The organism is Sorangium sp. So ce726, from assembly GCF_051521405.1.
GTDB lineage: Bacteria > Myxococcota_A > Polyangia > Polyangiales > Polyangiaceae > Sorangium.
This window is the reverse complement of sequence record NZ_CP150349.1, coordinates 981,129-999,171: the sequence shown is the minus strand read 5'-3', so window position 1 is coordinate 999,171 and position 18,043 is coordinate 981,129. Positions and strand designations below refer to the sequence as shown.

Below are 18,043 nucleotides of genomic sequence, written 5' to 3'. Positions count from 1 at the left end.
CCGTTCCGCGGCGACCCGGCGCCGAACGCCGCCGGCCTCCCTTGACAACTTAGGACTCCTAAGTTAAATGAGGGTCATGGGTCGCTCGCTCCCGCTCTTCTTCGAGGAGAACTCCGAGCCGATCGATCGGCGCATCGCGGTAGGGCTTCGAAAGCTGGGGCTCGCCATGAAGCTGCAGGCGTGGGAGCAGGCGAACCACGAGGGCCTGTCGCCCACGCAGGGGCAGATCGTCGCGACCCTCTCGCTCGAGGGGCCGCTCAGCGGGAGCGAGCTCTCGCATCGCCTGGGCGTCACCCTGGCGACCATCAGCGATTCGGTCCGAACGCTCGTGGACAAGGGAGCTGTCGTCAAGCGCCCCGACCCGCGCCACCCGCGAGCGAGCCTGATCGAGCTCACGCCGCACGGGCGCGCGCTCGCGCAGAAGGTAACGACGTTGCCCGACGCCATCGTGTCCGCGGTTGGCGCGCTCTCGGTAGTGGAGCAGGAGGCGTTCCTGGCTGGGGTCGTGAAGATCATCCGTTCCTTGCAGATCAGCGGGCATATCCCGGTGAGCCGCATGTGCGTCACCTGCAAGTACTTCCGGCCGAACGCGCATGAAGGGGCGCTGCCCCACCACTGTGCTTTCGTCGACGCGCCGATGGCGGGGCGACACCTGAGGATCGATTGCGGCGAACACGAGCAGGCTGAAGGGCAGCAGCGCGAAGACGCGTGGAGGCGCTTCGTCCAGCCTGACTAGAGGGGTGCTCATCCTCGCGGGATACGGGCTCAGCCGCCATGCAGGCGGCTGGAGCCGCTGCGGGAGGTTGCTCCGGATCAGTGGACAAAAAAACCGCCAAGACGCCAGAAGACGCCAAGATCCTTGTGATTTTCTGGCGCCTTGGCGTCTTGGCGGCTCATTTCTCGGTTGATCAACGTGAGCGGTGCTCCAGAGCACCGCTCTACCTGCGATAGCTTTCCCGAGGCCTGTCTCTGGCTCCTCGCTCCGGGCCTGCGCTCCCGCGACCGCGGAGCGCTGCCGGCACACGCGCCGGCCCTGCCATGAGGAATCGAGGCCGAGCTTCGGGCGAACAACCTACCGGCCAGTCGCCGTCGCGACGACCGTTTCAACGCCCCGAGCACGTCGCTCGGGGTGAGCGCGGGGTATTGCCCGCAGAAGGAGTGAACGATCATGACCATCCATGGATACACGTATGGAACAGGCGCCGTCGCGAAGTCCCCGGTTCTGCCAGCCGACTTCGAGGACATGAAGAAGAGCGCCCTCTTCGCGGAAGAGGACGTGAAGTACCTGCGCCTCTCGCACGACGTCGTGAAGGATCAGATCGAGCCGATCCTCGATGTCTGGTACGGCTTCGTCGGCGCGAACCCGCACCTCCTCGCGTCCTTCACCGGCAAGGCGGACGGCAAGCCGCTCGGCGACTACCTCGGTGGGGTCCGCAAGCGCTTCGGCCAGTGGATCCTCGACACGGCGCGCGCGGAGTACGACCAGAAGTGGCTCGACTACCAGCACGAGATCGGCCTCCGCCACCACCGCATCAAGAAAAACACGACGGACGGGGCGCCGTCGACCGACCTGGTGCCGTTTCGCAACCTCTTCGCGCTCATCTTCCCGGTGACGCTCACCCTGAAGCCGTTCCTCGCCAAGAAGGGCCACTCCGCCGAGGAGGTCGAGAAGATGCACGCGGCGTGGGTCAAATCCTGCCTGCTGCAGGTGACGCTGTGGAGCTACCCCTACGTGAAGGAGGGGGACTTCTGACGCGCTGGCCGCCCTGCGCCGCTTTGCGTGCTCTGCCCGGCGCATCGAGGCGCCCGGAACCCCTCTGCGCGTCGGGCACCGTCCGGATGGGGTCTGTGGACCAGCACCCCATCGCCTGCCCGCTGGTGTGGTAGACAGGGGCTGGACTTCCTCGCTCAGGGGTGAGCTATGGCCCGTGCCTTCCCGTTTTTCTCGCCGGAAATGCAGCAGGACCCGTATCCGCACTACGCGCAGGCGCGCGCGGAGGAGCCGATCTTCTTCAGCGAGGAGATGGGCATGTGGGTGGCCGCTCGACAGGCGGATGTCGCCGCCATCCTCCGCGACACGGACCGATTCTCGTCGCGGCTCACCACGATGAGCGTCAAGGAGCCGCCGCCCGAGGTCGTGGCCGTCCTGCGAAGGGGGTTCCCGCGGACCACCTCCATCATCCACCTCGACCCACCGGAGCACACCTCGGTCCGGCGGAAGATGAACGCCGCCTTCAGCGCCGAGCGAATCGCCTCCATGGAGGGCGCCATCTCGACGCTGGCGAACCAGCTGGTGGCCTCGTTCGAGGCGGAGGGTCGGGCAGATCTCATGGCGCGCTTCTGCGGCCCGCTGCCTGTGGCGGTCATCGCGGGCATCCTGGGTGTCTCGCCTGCCGACGCCGGCAGGTTCGGTCAATGGGCAGATGACGCGGCTCGCCTGCTCATGAGCGGTCAACTGCCGACCGACGCGTGGGTGAAAGCGGCCGAGAGCTTCGTCACCATGCAGCATCACCTCGCGGGGCTCCTCTCCGCGCGGCAGAGCGCGCCTGCCGACGACCTCCTCACCGTCCTCGTCCAGGCGGCCACGGACCCGAGCGGTCAGCTCGACATGGCCAAGGCCGTCAGTTATGCGACCGCGTTCGTGTTCGCGGGCCACAAGACCACAACGGACTTGCTCGGCAACGCGGTGCATCTCTTGCTCCTGCACCCTGACAAGCTCGCGGCGCTCGTGCGCGATCCGTCCCTCGCCGCCGCCGTCGTGGAGGAGACGCTCCGCCGGGACTGCCCGGTCCCCGGGACGACCCGTGTCGCCAACGTCGACGTGACGATCGGAGACGTCACGATCCCCAAGGGCGCGCGGGTCTTCGTGCTCCTGGGCTCTGCCAACCACGATGAGGCCGTCGTTGAAGCCCCTTCGAGGTTCGAGCCCGGGCGCCCCGACGGCGGCGAGCACCTCGGGTTTGGCCGCGGTGTGCACTTCTGTCTCGGCGCGCCCCTCGCGCGGCTCCAGGGGCGCGTGGCGCTCTCCGCGCTCACGCAGCGCTTGCCAGGCCTCCGCCTCGCGAGCGATCGGCCGGTGCAGTTCCGGCAAGTCACCATGTTCCGAGGCCCCGTGTCCCTCGATGTCGCCTGGGACGTCAACGATCAGGGATCGAGCGCGTGAGGAACGTACGGGAACGCAGGTGAGGTCGTGGGCGCGCTGCTGCCCTATCCTGCCGCGGTGGCGGAGAGGTTGAATGGTTCCCGTCAAGCCGGGACAGGTCGCGCGGTCGGGGATTGACATCTCCGAGGCGTTCAGATCTCATCCTCGCGCATGATGCGCGAAAAATTCGGACATGGCGGACGCTCGGGCGCCAGGCCCAAGCTGGGTTTCATTCTGGGGCTCCTCCTCGTCGCGGCCTGCGGTCAGAAGGTGAGAACATTCGAGTCGTCGTCGAGCTCCAACGACGTGGGCAGCGGCGGAAGCGGCGGTCATGCGGGCAGCGTCGGCAGCGCGACAGGCGGCGACGGGACCGGAGGCGACGGAGCGAGTAGCGGCGCGGCAGGCGGCGACGGGGCGGGCGGCGACGGGGCCGGGGGTGACGGGACCGGGGGCGAAGCTCCCCCGCCCCACTGGGATACGTTCGAGCGCATCGGCCATGACGATCTCGCCAATCAGATCTCGAATTTCCTTCCGCAGGTCGCGGTCTCGGCCAACGGCGACGCGCTGCTCGTGTTTTATGATCAGGACACCGTCTGGGCGCGCCGCTATGTCAAGAAGAGCGACAGCTGGGACCCGCTGCTGCAGGTCAACGACGCGGCCACGAGAGGCGTGAACGCCAGGGTTGCCATCGACGCCAATGGCAACGGGGTGGTCGTCTGGTATTCGGCCTCGGTGGGCGGCGGCGTGTTCGGCAAGCGGTTCACGGCGCCGCTCGGATGGCCCGCCGGGTGGGGCACAGTCGAGACGATCGACGAGGGCACCTCGGGGATCTCGAAGCATTCGACGACGGTCGCGATGACCCCCGCCGGCCATATCGCCGTGGGGATCGACGTGAACACCGTCGACACCTCGGCGCGTGAAGGATACCTGGCCATTTACGAGGGCGGGCAGGGCTGGCAAACACCGGTGAAGGTGTCGGGGAGCACGACCAGCTGCAACGGCACGGCTGTCGGCGTCTCGACCGTGGGCACGACGCTGCGCGCGGTGGCCGCGTGGTACCAGTCGGACGGCAACGGGCGTCTCAACGTGCTGGGTAACGTGGTTACCTACGATCTGACGACGCACAAGGGCAGCGCGGAAGGCCCGAAGCCGCTGGAAGCGGACGACACGCTCGACCACTTGAGCCCACGCGTCGTGATGGACGGCAACGGGAACGCGATGGTCGTCTTCCTCCAGCGCGACTCGACCTCCTCGGTGTCGCACGTGATCGCGAATTCCTATTCAGGGGGCGTGTGGGCCGGAGCGACCGGCGTGGATACCGCGGGCCAACGAGCGAGTGAGTATGCCGTCACGATGAACGCGGAGGGTGACGGGGGCGTGGTGTTCCGTCAGTGCGGCGCCGGCTGCGCGATCTGGGCGCGGCGCTTCTCGGGGGCGACGTTCCAGCCAGCCGACAAGCTCTCGGCCGACGAAGATAGCGTGAGCGGTCCCGAGATCGCCGTGGATGGGGCCGGGCGCGGGCTCGCCGTGTGGACCCAGAAAGCCGCCGCCCTCCGGTCGATCTTTGCCAGCGAGCTCTCGCCCGCGCAGGGATGGACGGAGGCCCACGCGCTGGAGGACGACAACGCCGCCGAGCACTGGGAGCCGACGGTGGGCTTCGGCCCGAGCGGGACCGGGATCGCCGCGTGGGTGCGCGAGACGACGATGAACGACCTCATGCGTCGCTCGATCTTCGCCGATGTTTACAAATACTGAGGACGGAGCTGGGCGCCCGCTCCACGACCCTCTGAGTCCAGGCGTCCACGGTCCTTGTGAGCCTTCAGCCGGGTTCTAAGAGCTTTTACGCGCTCATCCGCAGGCCGGCGCACGCAGGGGGGGCTCAGGGCGGGGGCACGTTGATCAGGCGGGCCGCGCACCGGCCGCCCTGGCAGAGGCAGCCGCCGCCGCAATCCATCGTTCCGGCCCGGCACTCCTGCGTGCACATCAGGCCTCGATCACATAGCGGCGCGGTGGCCTTCGCGATGCACGCGGCCGCGTGACACGCGCACACGGGCACACAGTCCGCGTCGCTCTTGCACGGATCGCTGCCCACGACGATCCGCTCGCCCATCGGGGCGGCTGCCGGCGGCGCGGCGGGCTCTTCCGCCGGGGGCGGGTTCGTGCCGGGAGGCGCGGGCGCGTTCGTGCCGGGAGGCGCGTTCGCGCTGGGAAGCGCGTTCGCGCCGGGAGGCGCGTTCGTGCCGGGAGGCTCGTGCGCGGACGCCCTGCACGCAGCGCCGCAGAGCCCCGCGGCCAGGATGACGCCCATCGACCCATCGAGGATGTGTCTCATGCGCGTGCTCTCTCACGGATCGCCACGACGTTCCACCCGGCCCGCGAGCTCAACCTCGCCCAGGGCCGCCCCGGAGCGGCGGCCGGCGGACCACGGCGGCCGCCCGGCGGCCTACCACCCCGCCCCCCTCGGCCGCCCCGGCGATCCGGAGCCCGGCCGCCCCGCCGGGCCGAAAATAAAAAAATCGTCGGCCCCATGTCGAGCAGGCGCGCCGTGCTCCGACATCCAGGCAAAGCGCAGTCGCGGTGACCGCGCCGCCCTCACCTCACCGCCGGGACCGACCCCGGCCAGGAGCCCCGATCATGACCACCACGCAGAAGATCAAGACGTGCCTCTGGTTCAGCAACAACGCGGAGGAGGCGGTGAAGTACTACCTGTCCATCTTCAAGGACTCACGGATCCTCTCGGAGCTCCGCTCGGGAGACGCGGGTCCGGGGCCCAAGGGCTCGCTCGTGATGGCCGAGTTCGAGCTGAACGGCCAGCGGCTCATGGCCCTGAACGGCGCCCGCCAGAAGTTCAACGAGACGTTCTCGCTCGTCGTCACCTGCGAGACGCAGGAGGAGGTCGACGAGCTCTGGAGCAAGCTCACGGCCGACGGGGGCGCCGAGAATCAATGCGGGTGGCTCGGGGACAAGTTTGGCGTGTGCTGGCAGATCGTCCCGTCCGCCTTGATCCGGCTCATCCAGCACCCGGATCCGGCCAAGGCGGGGCGGGTCATGCAGGCGATGATGCAGATGAAGAAGATCGACATCGCGCGAATCGAGGAGGCCGCCCGATAGGCGCCCTCGTCCCGCCCGCCCGAGATCCGGCCAGGGCTCGTCGGACCGCGCCCCTCACGCCAGCGCACGGATCGCGCGCAGCACCGCCTCGACGTCCGCCTCGGAGTTGAGCAGGCTCGGCGCGACGCGGACATACGCGGTCGCGTACGGCGACGTCGACGCGATGATCTTCCTCTCGCGGAGCCTCCCCACGGCGGCCTCCGGCGTCATCCCCGCCACCTCGAAGCACACCATCCCCGCAGAGAGCGCGTCGTCGAGCGGCGTGTGCAAGGTGACGTGGCCCATCCCCTTGAGCCCTTCCTTGCACTGCCGGTTCAAGGCGTGGATCCGGGCCGCGACCCTGGCCTTGCCGATGCCCCGGTGGAACGCGAACGCCGCGGGCAGCGCCCACCGGTGCTCGAAGGAGTGGAACCCTCCGGGAGACATCATGTCCGCGGTCGTGGGCGGCGGCTGCTGCTCCCGGAGCCAGGCTTCGTATGCAGCCTTTCCGAAGGACGGGATGCTCGGGCGCAGCGCCGGCCAGAGCTCGCGCCTGCCCCAGAGCACGCCGGTGCCCCGCGGCCCGAACATCCATTTGTGACAGCCCGCGGCGAAGAAGTCGCAGCCGAGATCGGCCATCGTGGCGTCCTCGACCCCGAGGCCGTGCACGCCGTCCACACAGCAGACGACGCGCTCCCCCGGCGCCCGGCCCTGGTTCGCCCTGGCGACGACCTCGGCGATGGCGCGCACCGGCGTCTTCACGCCCGAGCTCGAGTGGACCCACGTGATCGCCACGACCCGCGTGGCCGGGGTGAGCGCCTTTTCGATCGCCCCCGCCATCTCCGTCGCCGTCGCGGCGCTGCCCCTCGCATAGAGCGCGATCTTCCGCACCACCGCGCCGGTCCGCTCCGCGGCGAGCCGGAGCGACTCGTGCGTGGAATAGTGATCGTGCGCCGTCGTGAGCACCTCGTCGCCGGCTTTGAGCGGAAGGCCGAGGTACAGCGACGCGAGCCCCATCGTGGTGCTGTCCGTCAGCGCGATCTCCTCGGCCCCGACGCCCATGTACGCCGCGGCCGCCTCCCGCACGGGCGCCAGATCCTCGTGCGCGTGGAGCGCGTCCACCGGGTTCTCGTCGAGCTCCCTCCGCAGCCGCTCGATCGCCTCGCGGACAGGCCGCGGGTGCGAGGCGAGCAGGAAGCCCGTCATGTGGATCCACGCCGGCGACAGATTGAACTCGTCGCGGACGCTCTGCCATGGATCGGCCCGCGCCTTCCGGCGAGCGCTCGCGGTCGCCATCGCCCCCGAGCCCGCACAGCCCGCGGCGCCCATCACCAGCAGGCCTGCGAGCAGGCTCCGCCTGGGTAGCTTCGTCGTCATCTGATCCCCCCTCCGTGCCGGCGCGGCGGCTGCCCGCCGGCGCCGCAGCATCGCTCGGCCGGGAGCGCCGCGCTCCCGCGAACAGAGAGGTCGAATCGCGCCGCCCCGGGCGAGCGGCGCCGCCGGGGCCGGCGAGATCAGGGCGCCGGGTTCGGGATCCGGGCGTGGATCTGCTCGATCTCGGCGAGCACGTCCGCGCCGAGCACCACGCCTGCGCTCTTCACGTTCTCCTCGAGCTGCTCGAGCGTGGTCGCCCCGAGGATGGTGCTCGCCACGAACCATCGGCTGCGCACGAAGGCGAGCGCGAGCGACGCCGGGCTCAGGCCGTGGGCGCGCGCGAGCTTGACGTAGGCCCGCACCGCCTCGTCCACGTTGGGCTTCCTGTAGCGCTGGCCGAAGGACTCGAACCGGGCGAAGCGCGAGCCCGGCGGCGGCCCGCCAAGGTGCTTGCCCGTGAGCAGGCCGAACGCGAGCGGGCTATAGGCGAGCAGCGGCACGTCTTCCCGGCGCGAGGCCTCCGCGAGCGCGGAGTCGAACGTGCGGTTGACGAGGCTGTAGGCGTTCTGGATCGACACCGGCCTGGGGAGCCCGAGCTGCGCCGCGACGCGGCTCCACTGCGCCACCCCCCAGGCGGTCTCGTTGCTGAGCCCGAAATACCGGACCTTGCCGTCGCGGATCACCTCCGCGAGCGCCGCGAGCTGCTCGGCGATCGGCGTGCTCGAGCGCTCGTTCGCCGGATCGTAGGCGCTCGCGCCGAACTGCGGCACGTACCGATCGGGCCAGTGGATCTGGTAGAGATCGATGGTATCGGTCCTGAGGCGCCGCAGGCTGTCCTCGACGGCGCGCCGGACGTTGGCGCGGTTGATCGCGAGGGAGCCGCCGCGCACCCACGGGATCGGGCGGCCCGGCCCCGCGATCTTCGTCGCGACGATCACCTTGTCGCGCGGCCGCTGGCTCAGCCACTCGCCCACGTAGCTCTCCGTGCGCCCCTGCGTCTCGGCGCGGGTCGGCACGGGGTACATCTCGGCCGCATCGACGAAGTTGATGCCCGCGTCAAACGCGTAGTCGAGCTGCGCTCTGGCGTCCTCGAGCGTGTTCTGCTCGCCGAACGTCATCGTCCCAAGGCAGAGCTCCGAGACCCGGAGCTCACTGTCACCAAGCTGTCGGTAGTGCATCGCTGTCCCGTCCGTTGGACCTCCAGTACCACGAGGCCGGGCCAACGTCCACTATAGCGGACAAACTATCTTTCATAACGGACAAACACGTCTTCCGGCTCAAACGCGCTCGGGTGGCTGGAAGCAGCGCTTGCTGGCCAGAGGCTCCTCGAGGAGCGACGTCAATCGCTCGATCTGGATGGGCTTGACGAGGTGCGTCTCGAACCCTGCCCCTTCCGAGCGCCGGAAATCCGCCTCCTGCCCATAACCGGTGATCGCGATCAGGCGAACGCGCTCACCCGCCGGCTGCTCGCGGAGGCGCCGCGCGAGCTCGTAGCCGTCCATCACCGGTAGCCCGATGTCGAGCAGCGCGACGTCGGGCGCGAACTCCTCCGCGATCCGGAGCGCGGACGGGCCGTCGGAGGCGACGCGCGTCGTGTGCCCCAGGGCGCTCAGCGACTCGGCCAGGAGCTCGACCGCATCGAGGTTGTCGTCCACCAGCAGGATGCGACGCCGGTCGGCGGGAGCCGGAGTCCCCTGCATCCCGGCCGGCGGGCGCGCCGGCGCGGCCTCGGGCGAGCGCAGGTTCGCCGCGGCCGGTAGTCGGACGGTGAACTCGCTCCCGCGCCCGCGGCCCTCGCTGTGCGCGCTCACGCGGCCGCCGTGCATCGCGATGAGGTTGTGCACGATGGCGAGGCCCAGGCCCAGGCCGCCCTGGGATCGATCCAGCGCCTGGCGCTCCTGCACGAAGCGCTCGAAGACGCTCGCCAGCATCTCGGGGGCGATGCCGATGCCATTGTCGCGCACCGAGAGGACGACCTCGCCCTCCGTGCGCTCGGCCCGGACGGCGATCTCGCCGCCGCTCTCGGTGTACTTCGCTGCGTTCGTGAGCAGGTTCGAGACCACCTGGGCCAGCCTCATGACGTCGCCGTCCACGGCCAGGCCGCTCGAGGGGACCGCGACCGTGAGGTGGTGCCGGCGCTGCTCGAGCAGCGGGCTCACCAGCTCGACCGCCTTGGCCACGACCTCCGCGATCTCGATCCGCTGCTTCTTCAGCTCGACCTTGCCCCGCGTGATCCGGGAGACGTCGAGCAGGTCGTCGACGAGCGTCGTCAGGTGCTTGATCTGGCGCTCGATGACGAGCCGCTCGCGCTCGGCGTGCCCTCCGGCGCGGAGGCGCATCAGGTGGAGCGCCGTGACGATCGGGGCGAGCGGGTTCCGCAGCTCATGGCCGAGCATCGCCAGGAACTCGTCCTTCGCGCGGTTCGCCCGCTCCGCGTCGCGCCGCGCGTCCTCCGCGCGGCGCAGCAGCTCCTCGCGCTCCTGCGCCACCGCCTCGAGCGTCTTTCGCGCCTGCACATACTCGGTGACGTCGAGCGAGATGACCAGGATCCGGACGAGGGAAGCGCCCGGCTCGCGCATGGGGTGCAGGTTGAAGCTCCAGTACGATTCTTCCAGCGCGCCGCGCCCGCGATCGAGGTCGAAACGGTAGCCGTGGGTGACGAACGGCTCGCCCGTCGCGTAGACCCGGTCGAAGACCTCGAGGAGCGGCGAGCCGACGATCTCCGGGAAGGCCTGCGCCAACGTGCGTCCGATCACGTCGCGATGACCCACCATGGCCACGAAGTGTGGGTTCGCCATCTCGATGACGTGCTCGGGGCCACGGTAGACGGTGATCCCGACGGGCGCCTGCTCGAACACCGCGTACATCTTCTCGCGCTCCCGCTCCGCGGCCCGCCGGTGCTCTGCGAGCTGGAGGTGGGTCGCGACGCGAGCCACGAGCTCGCGCGCGGAAAACGGCTTCACGAGGTAATCGTCGGCGCCGGCCGCCAGCCCCTCGACGCGGGACTCCTCGCCCGCGCGCGCCGAGAGCATGATCACCGGCACGCCCTGCGTCACCGGATCGGCGCGCAGCGCCCGGAGCAGGCCGAAGCCGTCGAGGCCCGGCATCATCACGTCGGCGACGACGAGATCCGGCGGCGACCGCCGGGCGATCTCGAGCGCGGCGGCGCCGTCGCTCACGGCCTCGACGGTCCACCGCTCGTCGAGGATGCGCCGCACGTACATGCGCATGTCGGCGTTGTCATCGGCGAGGAGGATGCGCGCGCTCGGGTCGAGCTGGGCCGCGACGTGGTCGGGCTCGACGCGCTCGCCCGAGGCGATCCCGTCGGCTGGCGCATCCGCGACGAGCTGCCACCGCAGCGCCTCCTCGACGTAGGGCGCGGCGCCGGTCGCAGTCGACGCGAGCGTCTTCTCGGCATGGATGCGCTCTGCCGGGAGGTGCGCGAACCCGCGCGGGATCGTGATCGTGAACGCGGTCCCCTCGCCCAGGCGGCTCTCCGCCTGGATGCTGCCGCCATGCAGCCGCACCAGCTCATGCACAAGCGCGAGCCCGATCCCGGAGCCCTCGTGCGTGCGCGCGCGCGCCCCCTGGACGCGGTGGAAGCGCTCGAAGAGGTGCGGCAGCTCGTGCTCGGGGATGCCGGTGCCCGTGTCGCGCACCACGAGCTCGACGTCGTCCTCGCGCAAGCAAAGCGACAGGAGGATCTCGCCCTCGAAGGTGAACTTCAGGGCGTTGGACAGCAGGTTCAGCACGATCTTCTCCCACATGTCCCTGTCGACAAAGACCGGCTCCGGGAGCTTCGGGCAGTCCACCTTGAACGCGAGCCCGGCTCGCTCGCTCGCGGCGCGGAACGCGCTCGCGAGATCGGCGGTGAAGCCGGCGAGGTCCGTCGGCTCGTAGGACGCCTGAGCGCGGCCCATCTCGAGGCGGGAGAAGTCGAGCAGCGCGTTGACCAGCTTGAGCAGGCGCAGCGCGTTGCGGTAGGCGAGCGAAAGGTGCTCGCCGGCCAGCGCGCGCTCCGGCGACGCGAGCGCGTCCTCCATGGGGCCGAGCATCAGCGTCAGCGGCGTCCGGAACTCGTGGCTCACGTTGCTGAAGAACAGCGTCTTCGCGCTGTCGATCGCGGCGAGCTCCTCGGCGCGCCTGCGCTCTTCCTCGTAGGCACGCGCGTTCGCGATGGCGGTCACCACCTGATCGGTGATCAGCCGGAATAGCCCGCGATACGACTCGTCGAGCAGGCGGCGCGGGCTGACGCCGCCGACGAGGAAGCCATACGGGCGAGGTTGTCCCGGCCGCGAGAGGCGCAGGACGATCGCCTGCTCCGGCGCGCTGCCCCAGCGGCCGCCGGACAAGGCGCCAAAGCGGGCCGCGAGATCGCAAACGAGGAGCTCGCCAGAGGCGCGCGCCGCCTCCGCGAGCGGCCAGGTCGAGGCCTCGTCGCCTCGATCGTGGAGGGAGATGCGCGCCGGCTTCGCCGCTCCCTCGTATCCGTCGAGCCCGCTCGCGCCGACGAGGCGCGCGTCGCCCGTATCGCTGTCCAGAAGGTAGAGCAGCGAAAACGGCAGGTCGGCGTCGTTCGCCGCGAAGATCTCCACGGCTGTGCCGCACGCCTCCTCGGCCGACTTCGCCTCGGCGGAGCGCGTCGCGAGATCGCGCAGCATGCGGAGCTGGCGCGCGTCGAGCACTTGCTCCGTGGTCTCCTGCACCGTGACGAGGACGCCGGCGACCCGCTGGTTGTTGCCGGGTATCGGGCTGTAGGAGAACGTGAAGTACGCCTCCTCGACGAAGCCTCGCCGGTTCATGGGGAGCATGAGGTGCTCGCTCCACGTCGCGGGCCCCCCGTCGAGCACGCTCTGCGCCATCGGGCCGATGACGTCCCAGATCTCGGCCCAGACCTCGACCGCCGGGGCGCACATCGACGCAGGGTGTTTCATGCCCAGGATGGGCCGATAGCCATCATTGTAAATGTGCAGCATTTCCGGCCCGAGCAGCGCGAGCATGGGGAACCGATTGCCCAGCACGAGGTCGACGACGGTCTTCAGGCTTATCGGCCATGTCGCGACGGGGCCGAGCTTCGTCTTCGCCCAGTCGATCGAGCGCATCAGCGCGCCCATCTCGCCGCCCCCGGCGAGGCAGGCCTCGGCGCTCGCGTCCAGGGCGCCGCCATCGGGCGAGGGCTCGACGACATCTGAAGATTGCTTCCGTATGCCGGCTGGCCGCATGCACCGCCATGGTGGATGAAATCCACGGCTTTTGCCACCGGGACACGCGCGCACGGCTCAGGCGCCTCAGGCCTTGAGCCGCCCGGCGGCGAGGACACGGGCGAGCGCCGCGGCCTCCAGGGACGGCGCGGCGGCGCTGTACGGCAGAGCGTGATCGCCTGAGAGGGGCGGGGCGAACGGCGAAGCCTGCGCCCGAAGACCTGGAGCTCGCCTCCCGCGGCGCAGGGGTCCCCGACCGCTGCCGCCTCGCAGAGGAGAATCACCTCGCCGAGGAGCAGCGCCTCCGGAGACGGCCTTGCGAGGGCTCAGGGCATTCCCAAGCAGTAGCGAGGCTCTTCGAAGCTTCGTATGGATTGACCATCTTCGCTGACGTTGAGCGTGAAGTAGCTATAGGCGGAGCCCACCTCACATTGCTCTCCGTACTCTTGCGGACCAGCCGTCGTCCCGCCGATGGGATCGAGCCATTGTTCGACGCTGGGCGTTGACGATTTCCATACCTCAGGCGTCGAGCAACCAAACTGGACCTGGTACACATGCTCCGCGTCGTATGTATACCTGAACGCCACGACGTTCTTGGGGTAATCGCAGAACTTGGAGACGTGCGAGCCCGCCATGCTGCCGGCCACGGGGCCGGCATCGTACCCGTCCCCCGTGTGACCGTCGCTCTGAAAGTCAGCGCAATGAAGAACGAACCCGTTGAGCCACGCGTCACCCCAGACGCGGGCGCCCACGGCAACCCCTTCGCCGGGCACGCACTCCTGGATCATCACGTCGCCGCCCATTGCGCCGCCGCCCGCGCCGCCCGCCTCACCGCCTCCCGCTTCGCCTCCGCCGCCCCCGGCGCCGCCCACCTCGCCGCCTCCCGCTCCGGCGCCGCCGCCACCGGCGTCACCGCTTCCGCCAGCTCCTCCAGCAGCCTCCCCGTTGAACTCGAGCGTTCCTACCCCCGAGATCAGCGTGCATCCCGCGGTCGCGGCGAATCCTACGACCAGAACACCCACCCTCGCAATTCGCATGCGTTGCGTATCCATTGTTCCTTCTCCCGTCAGAAGCTGCCTTGGTCTCGCCGCGGCGCGCGTCGCCCAAGCGCTCCGGGCGCGGTCACGTCGTGTCGTGCATGAGCCCTCGCCGAACTCCAGCGGGACGAGCCTGACGTGGATCACTCGGCCCTGCAGGCCGGAGGCTCCTCGAGGAGCGCCGACAATCGATCGATCTGGATGGGCTTGACGAGGTGCGTCTCGAACCCTGCCCCCTCCGAGCGCCGGAAATCCCCCTGCTGTCCGTAACCGGTGATCGCGATCAGGCGAACGCGCTCACCCGCCGGCTGCTCGCGGAGGCGCCGCGCGAGCTCGTAGCCGTCCATCACCGGTAGCCCGATGTCGAGCAGCGCCACGTCGGGCGCGAACTCTTCCGCGATCCGGAGCGCGGACGGGCCGTCGTAGGCGACGCGCGTCGTGTACCCCAGGGCGCCCAGCGACTCGGCCAGGAGCTCGACCGCATCGAGGTTGTCGTCCACCAGCAGGATGCGACGCCGATCGGCGAGAGGTGGAGTCCCCTGCATCCCGGCCGGCGGGCGCGCCGGCGCAGCCTCGGGCGAGCGCGCGTTCGCCGCGGCCGGCAGCCGGATGGTGAACTCGCTCCCGCGCCCGCGGCCCTCGCTGTGCGCGCTCACGCGGCCGCCATGCATCGCGATGAGGTTGTGCACGATGGCGAGGCCCAGGCCCAGGCCACCCTGAGATCGATCCAGCGCCTGGCGCTCCTGCACGAAGCGCTCGAAGACGCTCGCCAGCATCTCGGGGGCGATGCCGATGCCATTGTCGCGCACCGAGAGGACGACCTCGCCCTCAGCGCGCTCGGCCCGGACGGCGATCTTGCCGCCGCTCTCGGTGTACTTCGCTGCGTTCGTGAGCAGGTTCGAGATCACCTGGGCGAGCCGCGTGACGTCGCCGTCCACGGCCAGGCCGCTCGAGGGGACCGCGACCGTGAGGTGGTGCCGGCGCTGCTCGAGCAGCGGGCTCACCAGCTCGACCGCCTTGGACACGACCTCCGCTATCTCGATCCGCTGCTTCTTCAGCTCGATCTTGCCCCGCGTGATCCGGGAGACGTCGAGCAGGTCGTCGACGAGCGCCGTCAGGTGCTTGATCTGGCGCTCGATGACGAGCCGCTCGCGCTCGGCGTGCCCTCCGGCGCGGAGGCGCATCAGGTGGAGCGCGGTGACGATCGGGGCGAGCGGGTTCCGCAGCTCGTGCCCGAGCATCGCCAGAAACTCGTCCTTCGCGCGGTTCGCCCGCTCCGCGTCGCGCCGCGCGTCCTCCGCGCAGCGCAGCAGCTCCTCGCGCTCCCGCGCCGCCACCTCGAGCGTCTTTCGCGCCTGCACATACTCGGTGACGTCGAGCGCGACGACCAGGATCCGGACGACGACACCGTCCGGCTCACACATGGGGTGCAGGTTGAAGCTCCAGTACAACTCTTCCCGCACGCCGTCGCCGCGATCGAGGTCGAACCGGTAGTCGTGGGTGACGAACGGCTCGCCTGTCGCGTAGACCCGGTCGTAGACCTCGAGGAGCGGCGAGCCGACGATCTCCGGGAAGGCCTGCGCCAACGTGCGTCCGGTCACGTCGCGATGGCCCACCATGGCCACGAAGTGCGGGTTCGCCATCTCGATGACGTGTTCGGGGCCACGGTAGACGGTGATCCCGACGGGCGCCTGCTCGAACACCGCGTACATCCTCTCGCGCTCCCGCTCCGCGGCCCGCCGGTGCTCTGCGAGCTGGAGGTGGGTCGCGACGCGAGCCACGAGCTCGCGCGCGGAAAACGGCTTCACGAGGTAATCGTCGGCGCCGGCCGCCAGCCCCTCGACGCGGGACTCCTCGCCCGCGCGCGCCGAGAGCATGATCACCGGCACGCCCTGCGTCGCCGGATCGGCGCGCAGCGCCCGGAGCAGGCCGAAGCCGTCGAGGCCCGGCATCATCACGTCGGCGATGACGAGATCCGGCGGCGACCGCCGGACGACCTCGAGCGCAGCGGCGCCGTCGCTCACGGCCTCGACGGTCCACCGCTCATCGAGGATGCGCCGCACGTACATGCGCATGTCGGCGTTGTCGTCGGCGAGGAGGATGCGCGCGCTCGGGTCGAACGGGACCGAGAGGTGGTCGGACTCGACACGATCGGCCGAAGCGAGCGCCAGGGCCGGCGCATCCGCGGCGAGCTGCCACCGCAGCGCCTCCTCGACGTAGGGCGCGGCGCCGGTCGCCGTCGACGAGAGCGTCTTCTCGGCGCGGATGCGCTCCGCCGGGAGGTGCGCGGACCCGCGCGGGATCGCGATCGTGAACGCGGTCCCCTCGCCCGGACGGCTCTCCACCCGGATGCTGCCGCCGTGCAGCCGCACCAGCTCATGCACAAGCGCGAGCCCGATCCCGGAGCCCTCGTGCGTGCGCGCGCGCGCCCCCTGGACGCGGTGGAAGCGCTCGAAGAGGTGCGGCAGCTCGTGCTCGGGGATGCCGGTGCCCGTGTCGCGCACCACGAGCTCGACGTCGTCCCCGCGCGCGCGGAGCAACAGGAGGATCTCGCCGTCGAACGTGAACTTCAGGGCGTTGGACAGCAGGTTCAGCACGATCTTCTCCCACATGTCCCTGTCGACGAAGACGGGCTCCGGGAGCTTCGGGCAGTCCACCTTGAACGCGAGCCCCGCCCGCTCGATCGCGGAGCGGAACGCGCTCGCGAGATCGGCGGTGAGGCCAGCGAGGTCCGTTGGATCGTAGGACGCCTGCGCGCGGCCCATCTCGAGGCGGGAGAAGTCGAGCAGCGCGTTGACCAGCTTGAGCAGGCGCAGCGCGTTGCGGTGAGCGAGCGAAAGGTGCTCGCCAGCCAGCGCGCGCTCCGGCGACGCGAGCGCGTCTTCCATGGGGCCGAGCATCAGCGTCAGCGGCGTCCGGAACTCGTGGCTGACGTTGCTGAAGAACAGCGTCTTCGCGCTGTCGATCGCGGCGAGCTCCTCGGCGCGCCTGCGCTCTTCCTCGTAGGCGCGCGCGTTCGCGATGGCGGTCACCACCTGATCGGTGATCAGCTGAAACAGCCCGCGATACGGCTCGTCGAGCAGGCGATGCGGGCTGACGCCGCCGACGAGGAAGCCATACGGACGAGGTTGGCCCGGCCGCGAGAGGGGCAGGACGATCGCCTGCTCCGGCGCGCTCCCCCAGCGGCCGACGGGCAAGGCGCCAAAGCGGGCCGCGAGATCGCTCACGAGGAGCTCGCCAGAGGCGCGCGCCGCCTCCGCGAGCGGCCAGGCCGAGCCCTCGTCGCCTCGATCCTGGAGGGAGACGCGCGCCGGCTTCGCCGCTCCCTGGTACCCGTCGAGCCCGCTCGCGCCGACGAGGCGCGCGTCGCCCGGGTCGCCGTCCAGGAGGTAGAGCAGCGAGAACGGCAGGTCGGCGTCGTTCGCCGCGAAGATCTCCGCGGCTGTCGAGCACGCCTCCTCGGCAGACTTCGCGTGGGCAGAGCGCGTCGCGAGATCGCGCAGCATGTGGAGCTGGCGCGCGTCGAGCACTTGCTCTGTGGTCTCCTTCACCGTGATGAGGACGCCGGCGACCCGCCCGGCGTCGCTGGGTATCGGGCTGAAGGAGAGCGTGAAGTACGTCTCCTCGACGAAGCCTCGCCTCTGCACCGGGAGCAGGAGGTGCTCGCTCCACGTCGCGGGTCCCCCGTCGAGCACGCCCAGCGCCATCGGGCCGACGACGTCCCAGACCTCGGCCCAGACCTCGGCCGCCGGGGCGCCCATCGACGCAGGGTGCTTCATGCCCAGGATGGGCCGATAGGCATCGTTGTAGATCTGCAGAAGCTCCGGCCCGACCAACATGATCATGGGAAACCGATTGCCGAGCACGAGGCCGACCACGGTCCTGAGGCTTATCGGCCATGTCGCGACGGGGCCGAGCTTCGTCTTCGCCCAGTCGATCGAGCGCATCAGCGCGCCCATCTCGCCGCCCCCGGCGAGGCAGGCCTCGGCGCTCGCGTCCAGGGCGCCACCATCGAGCGAGGGCTCGGCGACAACTGAAGATTTCTTCCGTATGCCGGCTGGCCGCATGCACCGCCATGGTGGATGAGATCCACGGCTTTTGCCACCGGGACACGGGCACACGGCTCAGGCGCCGCTGGCCTTGAGCCGCCCCGGCGGCCAGGAAACGGGCGAGCGCTGCGGCCGCCGGGGACGGCGCGG

General features: G+C 70.1%; 11 protein-coding genes. 5 read left to right on the top strand and 6 right to left on the bottom strand.

Annotation, left to right across the window (positions count from 1 at the left end):
• The first annotated feature begins 76 nt into the window (after positions 1-76).
• The 4 genes from WME79_RS03700 (at position 77) to WME79_RS03685 (ending at position 4,897) form a co-directional block, all read left to right on the top strand.
• Complete coding sequence (locus WME79_RS03700; protein ID WP_437531958.1) at positions 77-736, top strand: MarR family winged helix-turn-helix transcriptional regulator; 660 nt, start codon at positions 77-79, stop codon at positions 734-736.
• Between the two features lie 432 nt (positions 737-1,168).
• Positions 1,169-1,753, top strand: a complete 585-nt coding sequence (locus WME79_RS03695) for a protoglobin domain-containing protein (protein ID WP_437531955.1) — start codon at positions 1,169-1,171, stop codon at positions 1,751-1,753.
• A 168-nt stretch (positions 1,754-1,921) separates the two neighbouring features.
• Positions 1,922-3,163, top strand: a complete 1,242-nt coding sequence (locus WME79_RS03690; protein WP_437531953.1) for a cytochrome P450 — start codon at positions 1,922-1,924, stop codon at positions 3,161-3,163.
• A gap of 150 nt (positions 3,164-3,313) precedes the next feature.
• Complete coding sequence (locus WME79_RS03685; RefSeq protein ID WP_437531950.1) at positions 3,314-4,897, top strand: hypothetical protein; 1,584 nt, start codon at positions 3,314-3,316, stop codon at positions 4,895-4,897.
• Between the two features lie 124 nt (positions 4,898-5,021).
• Here the strand turns inward: WME79_RS03685 and WME79_RS03680 are convergent, their stop codons facing one another.
• Complete coding sequence (locus tag WME79_RS03680; RefSeq protein ID WP_437531947.1) at positions 5,022-5,474, bottom strand: hypothetical protein; 453 nt, start codon at positions 5,472-5,474, stop codon at positions 5,022-5,024.
• A gap of 302 nt (positions 5,475-5,776) precedes the next feature.
• On the opposite strand from WME79_RS03680, the gene WME79_RS03675 reads away from it, so the two are divergent.
• A complete protein-coding gene (locus WME79_RS03675; RefSeq protein ID WP_437531945.1) occupies positions 5,777-6,253 on the top strand; it encodes a VOC family protein in 477 nt (158 codons plus the stop codon).
• A gap of 54 nt (positions 6,254-6,307) precedes the next feature.
• Here WME79_RS03675 and WME79_RS03670 read toward each other — a convergent pair whose 3' ends face one another.
• The 5 genes from WME79_RS03670 to WME79_RS03650 all read right to left on the bottom strand — a co-directional run bounded on the left by WME79_RS03670 (position 6,308) and on the right by WME79_RS03650 (position 17,911).
• Positions 6,308-7,609: an aminotransferase class V-fold PLP-dependent enzyme gene (locus WME79_RS03670; RefSeq protein WP_437531942.1), complete on the bottom strand. Its 1,302-nt coding sequence runs from the start codon at positions 7,607-7,609 to the stop codon at positions 6,308-6,310.
• A 137-nt stretch (positions 7,610-7,746) separates the two neighbouring features.
• On the bottom strand, positions 7,747-8,784 hold the full coding sequence (locus WME79_RS03665; protein ID WP_437531939.1) for an aldo/keto reductase: 1,038 nt from the start codon (positions 8,782-8,784) through the stop codon (positions 7,747-7,749).
• A 99-nt stretch (positions 8,785-8,883) separates the two neighbouring features.
• Positions 8,884-12,828 carry an ATP-binding protein gene (locus tag WME79_RS03660; protein ID WP_437531937.1) on the bottom strand — a complete coding sequence of 1,315 codons (3,945 nt, stop codon included), beginning with the start codon at positions 12,826-12,828 and terminating at the stop codon, positions 8,884-8,886.
• A gap of 305 nt (positions 12,829-13,133) precedes the next feature.
• Positions 13,134-13,844 carry a hypothetical protein gene (locus WME79_RS03655; protein ID WP_437531934.1) on the bottom strand — a complete coding sequence of 237 codons (711 nt, stop codon included), beginning with the start codon at positions 13,842-13,844 and terminating at the stop codon, positions 13,134-13,136.
• Between the two features lie 143 nt (positions 13,845-13,987).
• Positions 13,988-17,911 carry an ATP-binding protein gene (locus WME79_RS03650; RefSeq protein ID WP_437531931.1) on the bottom strand — a complete coding sequence of 1,308 codons (3,924 nt, stop codon included), beginning with the start codon at positions 17,909-17,911 and terminating at the stop codon, positions 13,988-13,990.
• Positions 17,912-18,043 lie beyond the last annotated feature (132 nt).

What these genes read in the sequence shown, in the direction of transcription:
- WME79_RS03700 (WP_437531958.1), top strand. Translation starts at nt 77, where the DNA reads ATGGGTCGCTCGCTCCCGCTCTTCTTCGAGGAGAACTCCGAGCCGATC.
- WME79_RS03695 (WP_437531955.1), top strand. Translation starts at nt 1,169, where the DNA reads ATGACCATCCATGGATACACGTATGGAACAGGCGCCGTCGCGAAGTCC.
- WME79_RS03690 (WP_437531953.1), top strand. Translation starts at nt 1,922, where the DNA reads ATGGCCCGTGCCTTCCCGTTTTTCTCGCCGGAAATGCAGCAGGACCCG.
- WME79_RS03685 (WP_437531950.1), top strand. Translation starts at nt 3,314, where the DNA reads ATGATGCGCGAAAAATTCGGACATGGCGGACGCTCGGGCGCCAGGCCC.
- WME79_RS03680 (WP_437531947.1), bottom strand. Translation starts at nt 5,474, where the DNA reads ATGAGACACATCCTCGATGGGTCGATGGGCGTCATCCTGGCCGCGGGG.
- WME79_RS03675 (WP_437531945.1), top strand. Translation starts at nt 5,777, where the DNA reads ATGACCACCACGCAGAAGATCAAGACGTGCCTCTGGTTCAGCAACAAC.
- WME79_RS03670 (WP_437531942.1), bottom strand. Translation starts at nt 7,609, where the DNA reads ATGACGACGAAGCTACCCAGGCGGAGCCTGCTCGCAGGCCTGCTGGTG.
- WME79_RS03665 (WP_437531939.1), bottom strand. Translation starts at nt 8,784, where the DNA reads ATGCACTACCGACAGCTTGGTGACAGTGAGCTCCGGGTCTCGGAGCTC.
- WME79_RS03660 (WP_437531937.1), bottom strand. Translation starts at nt 12,828, where the DNA reads ATGCGGCCAGCCGGCATACGGAAGCAATCTTCAGATGTCGTCGAGCCC.
- WME79_RS03655 (WP_437531934.1), bottom strand. Translation starts at nt 13,844, where the DNA reads ATGCGAATTGCGAGGGTGGGTGTTCTGGTCGTAGGATTCGCCGCGACC.
- WME79_RS03650 (WP_437531931.1), bottom strand. Translation starts at nt 17,911, where the DNA reads ATGCGGCCAGCCGGCATACGGAAGAAATCTTCAGTTGTCGCCGAGCCC.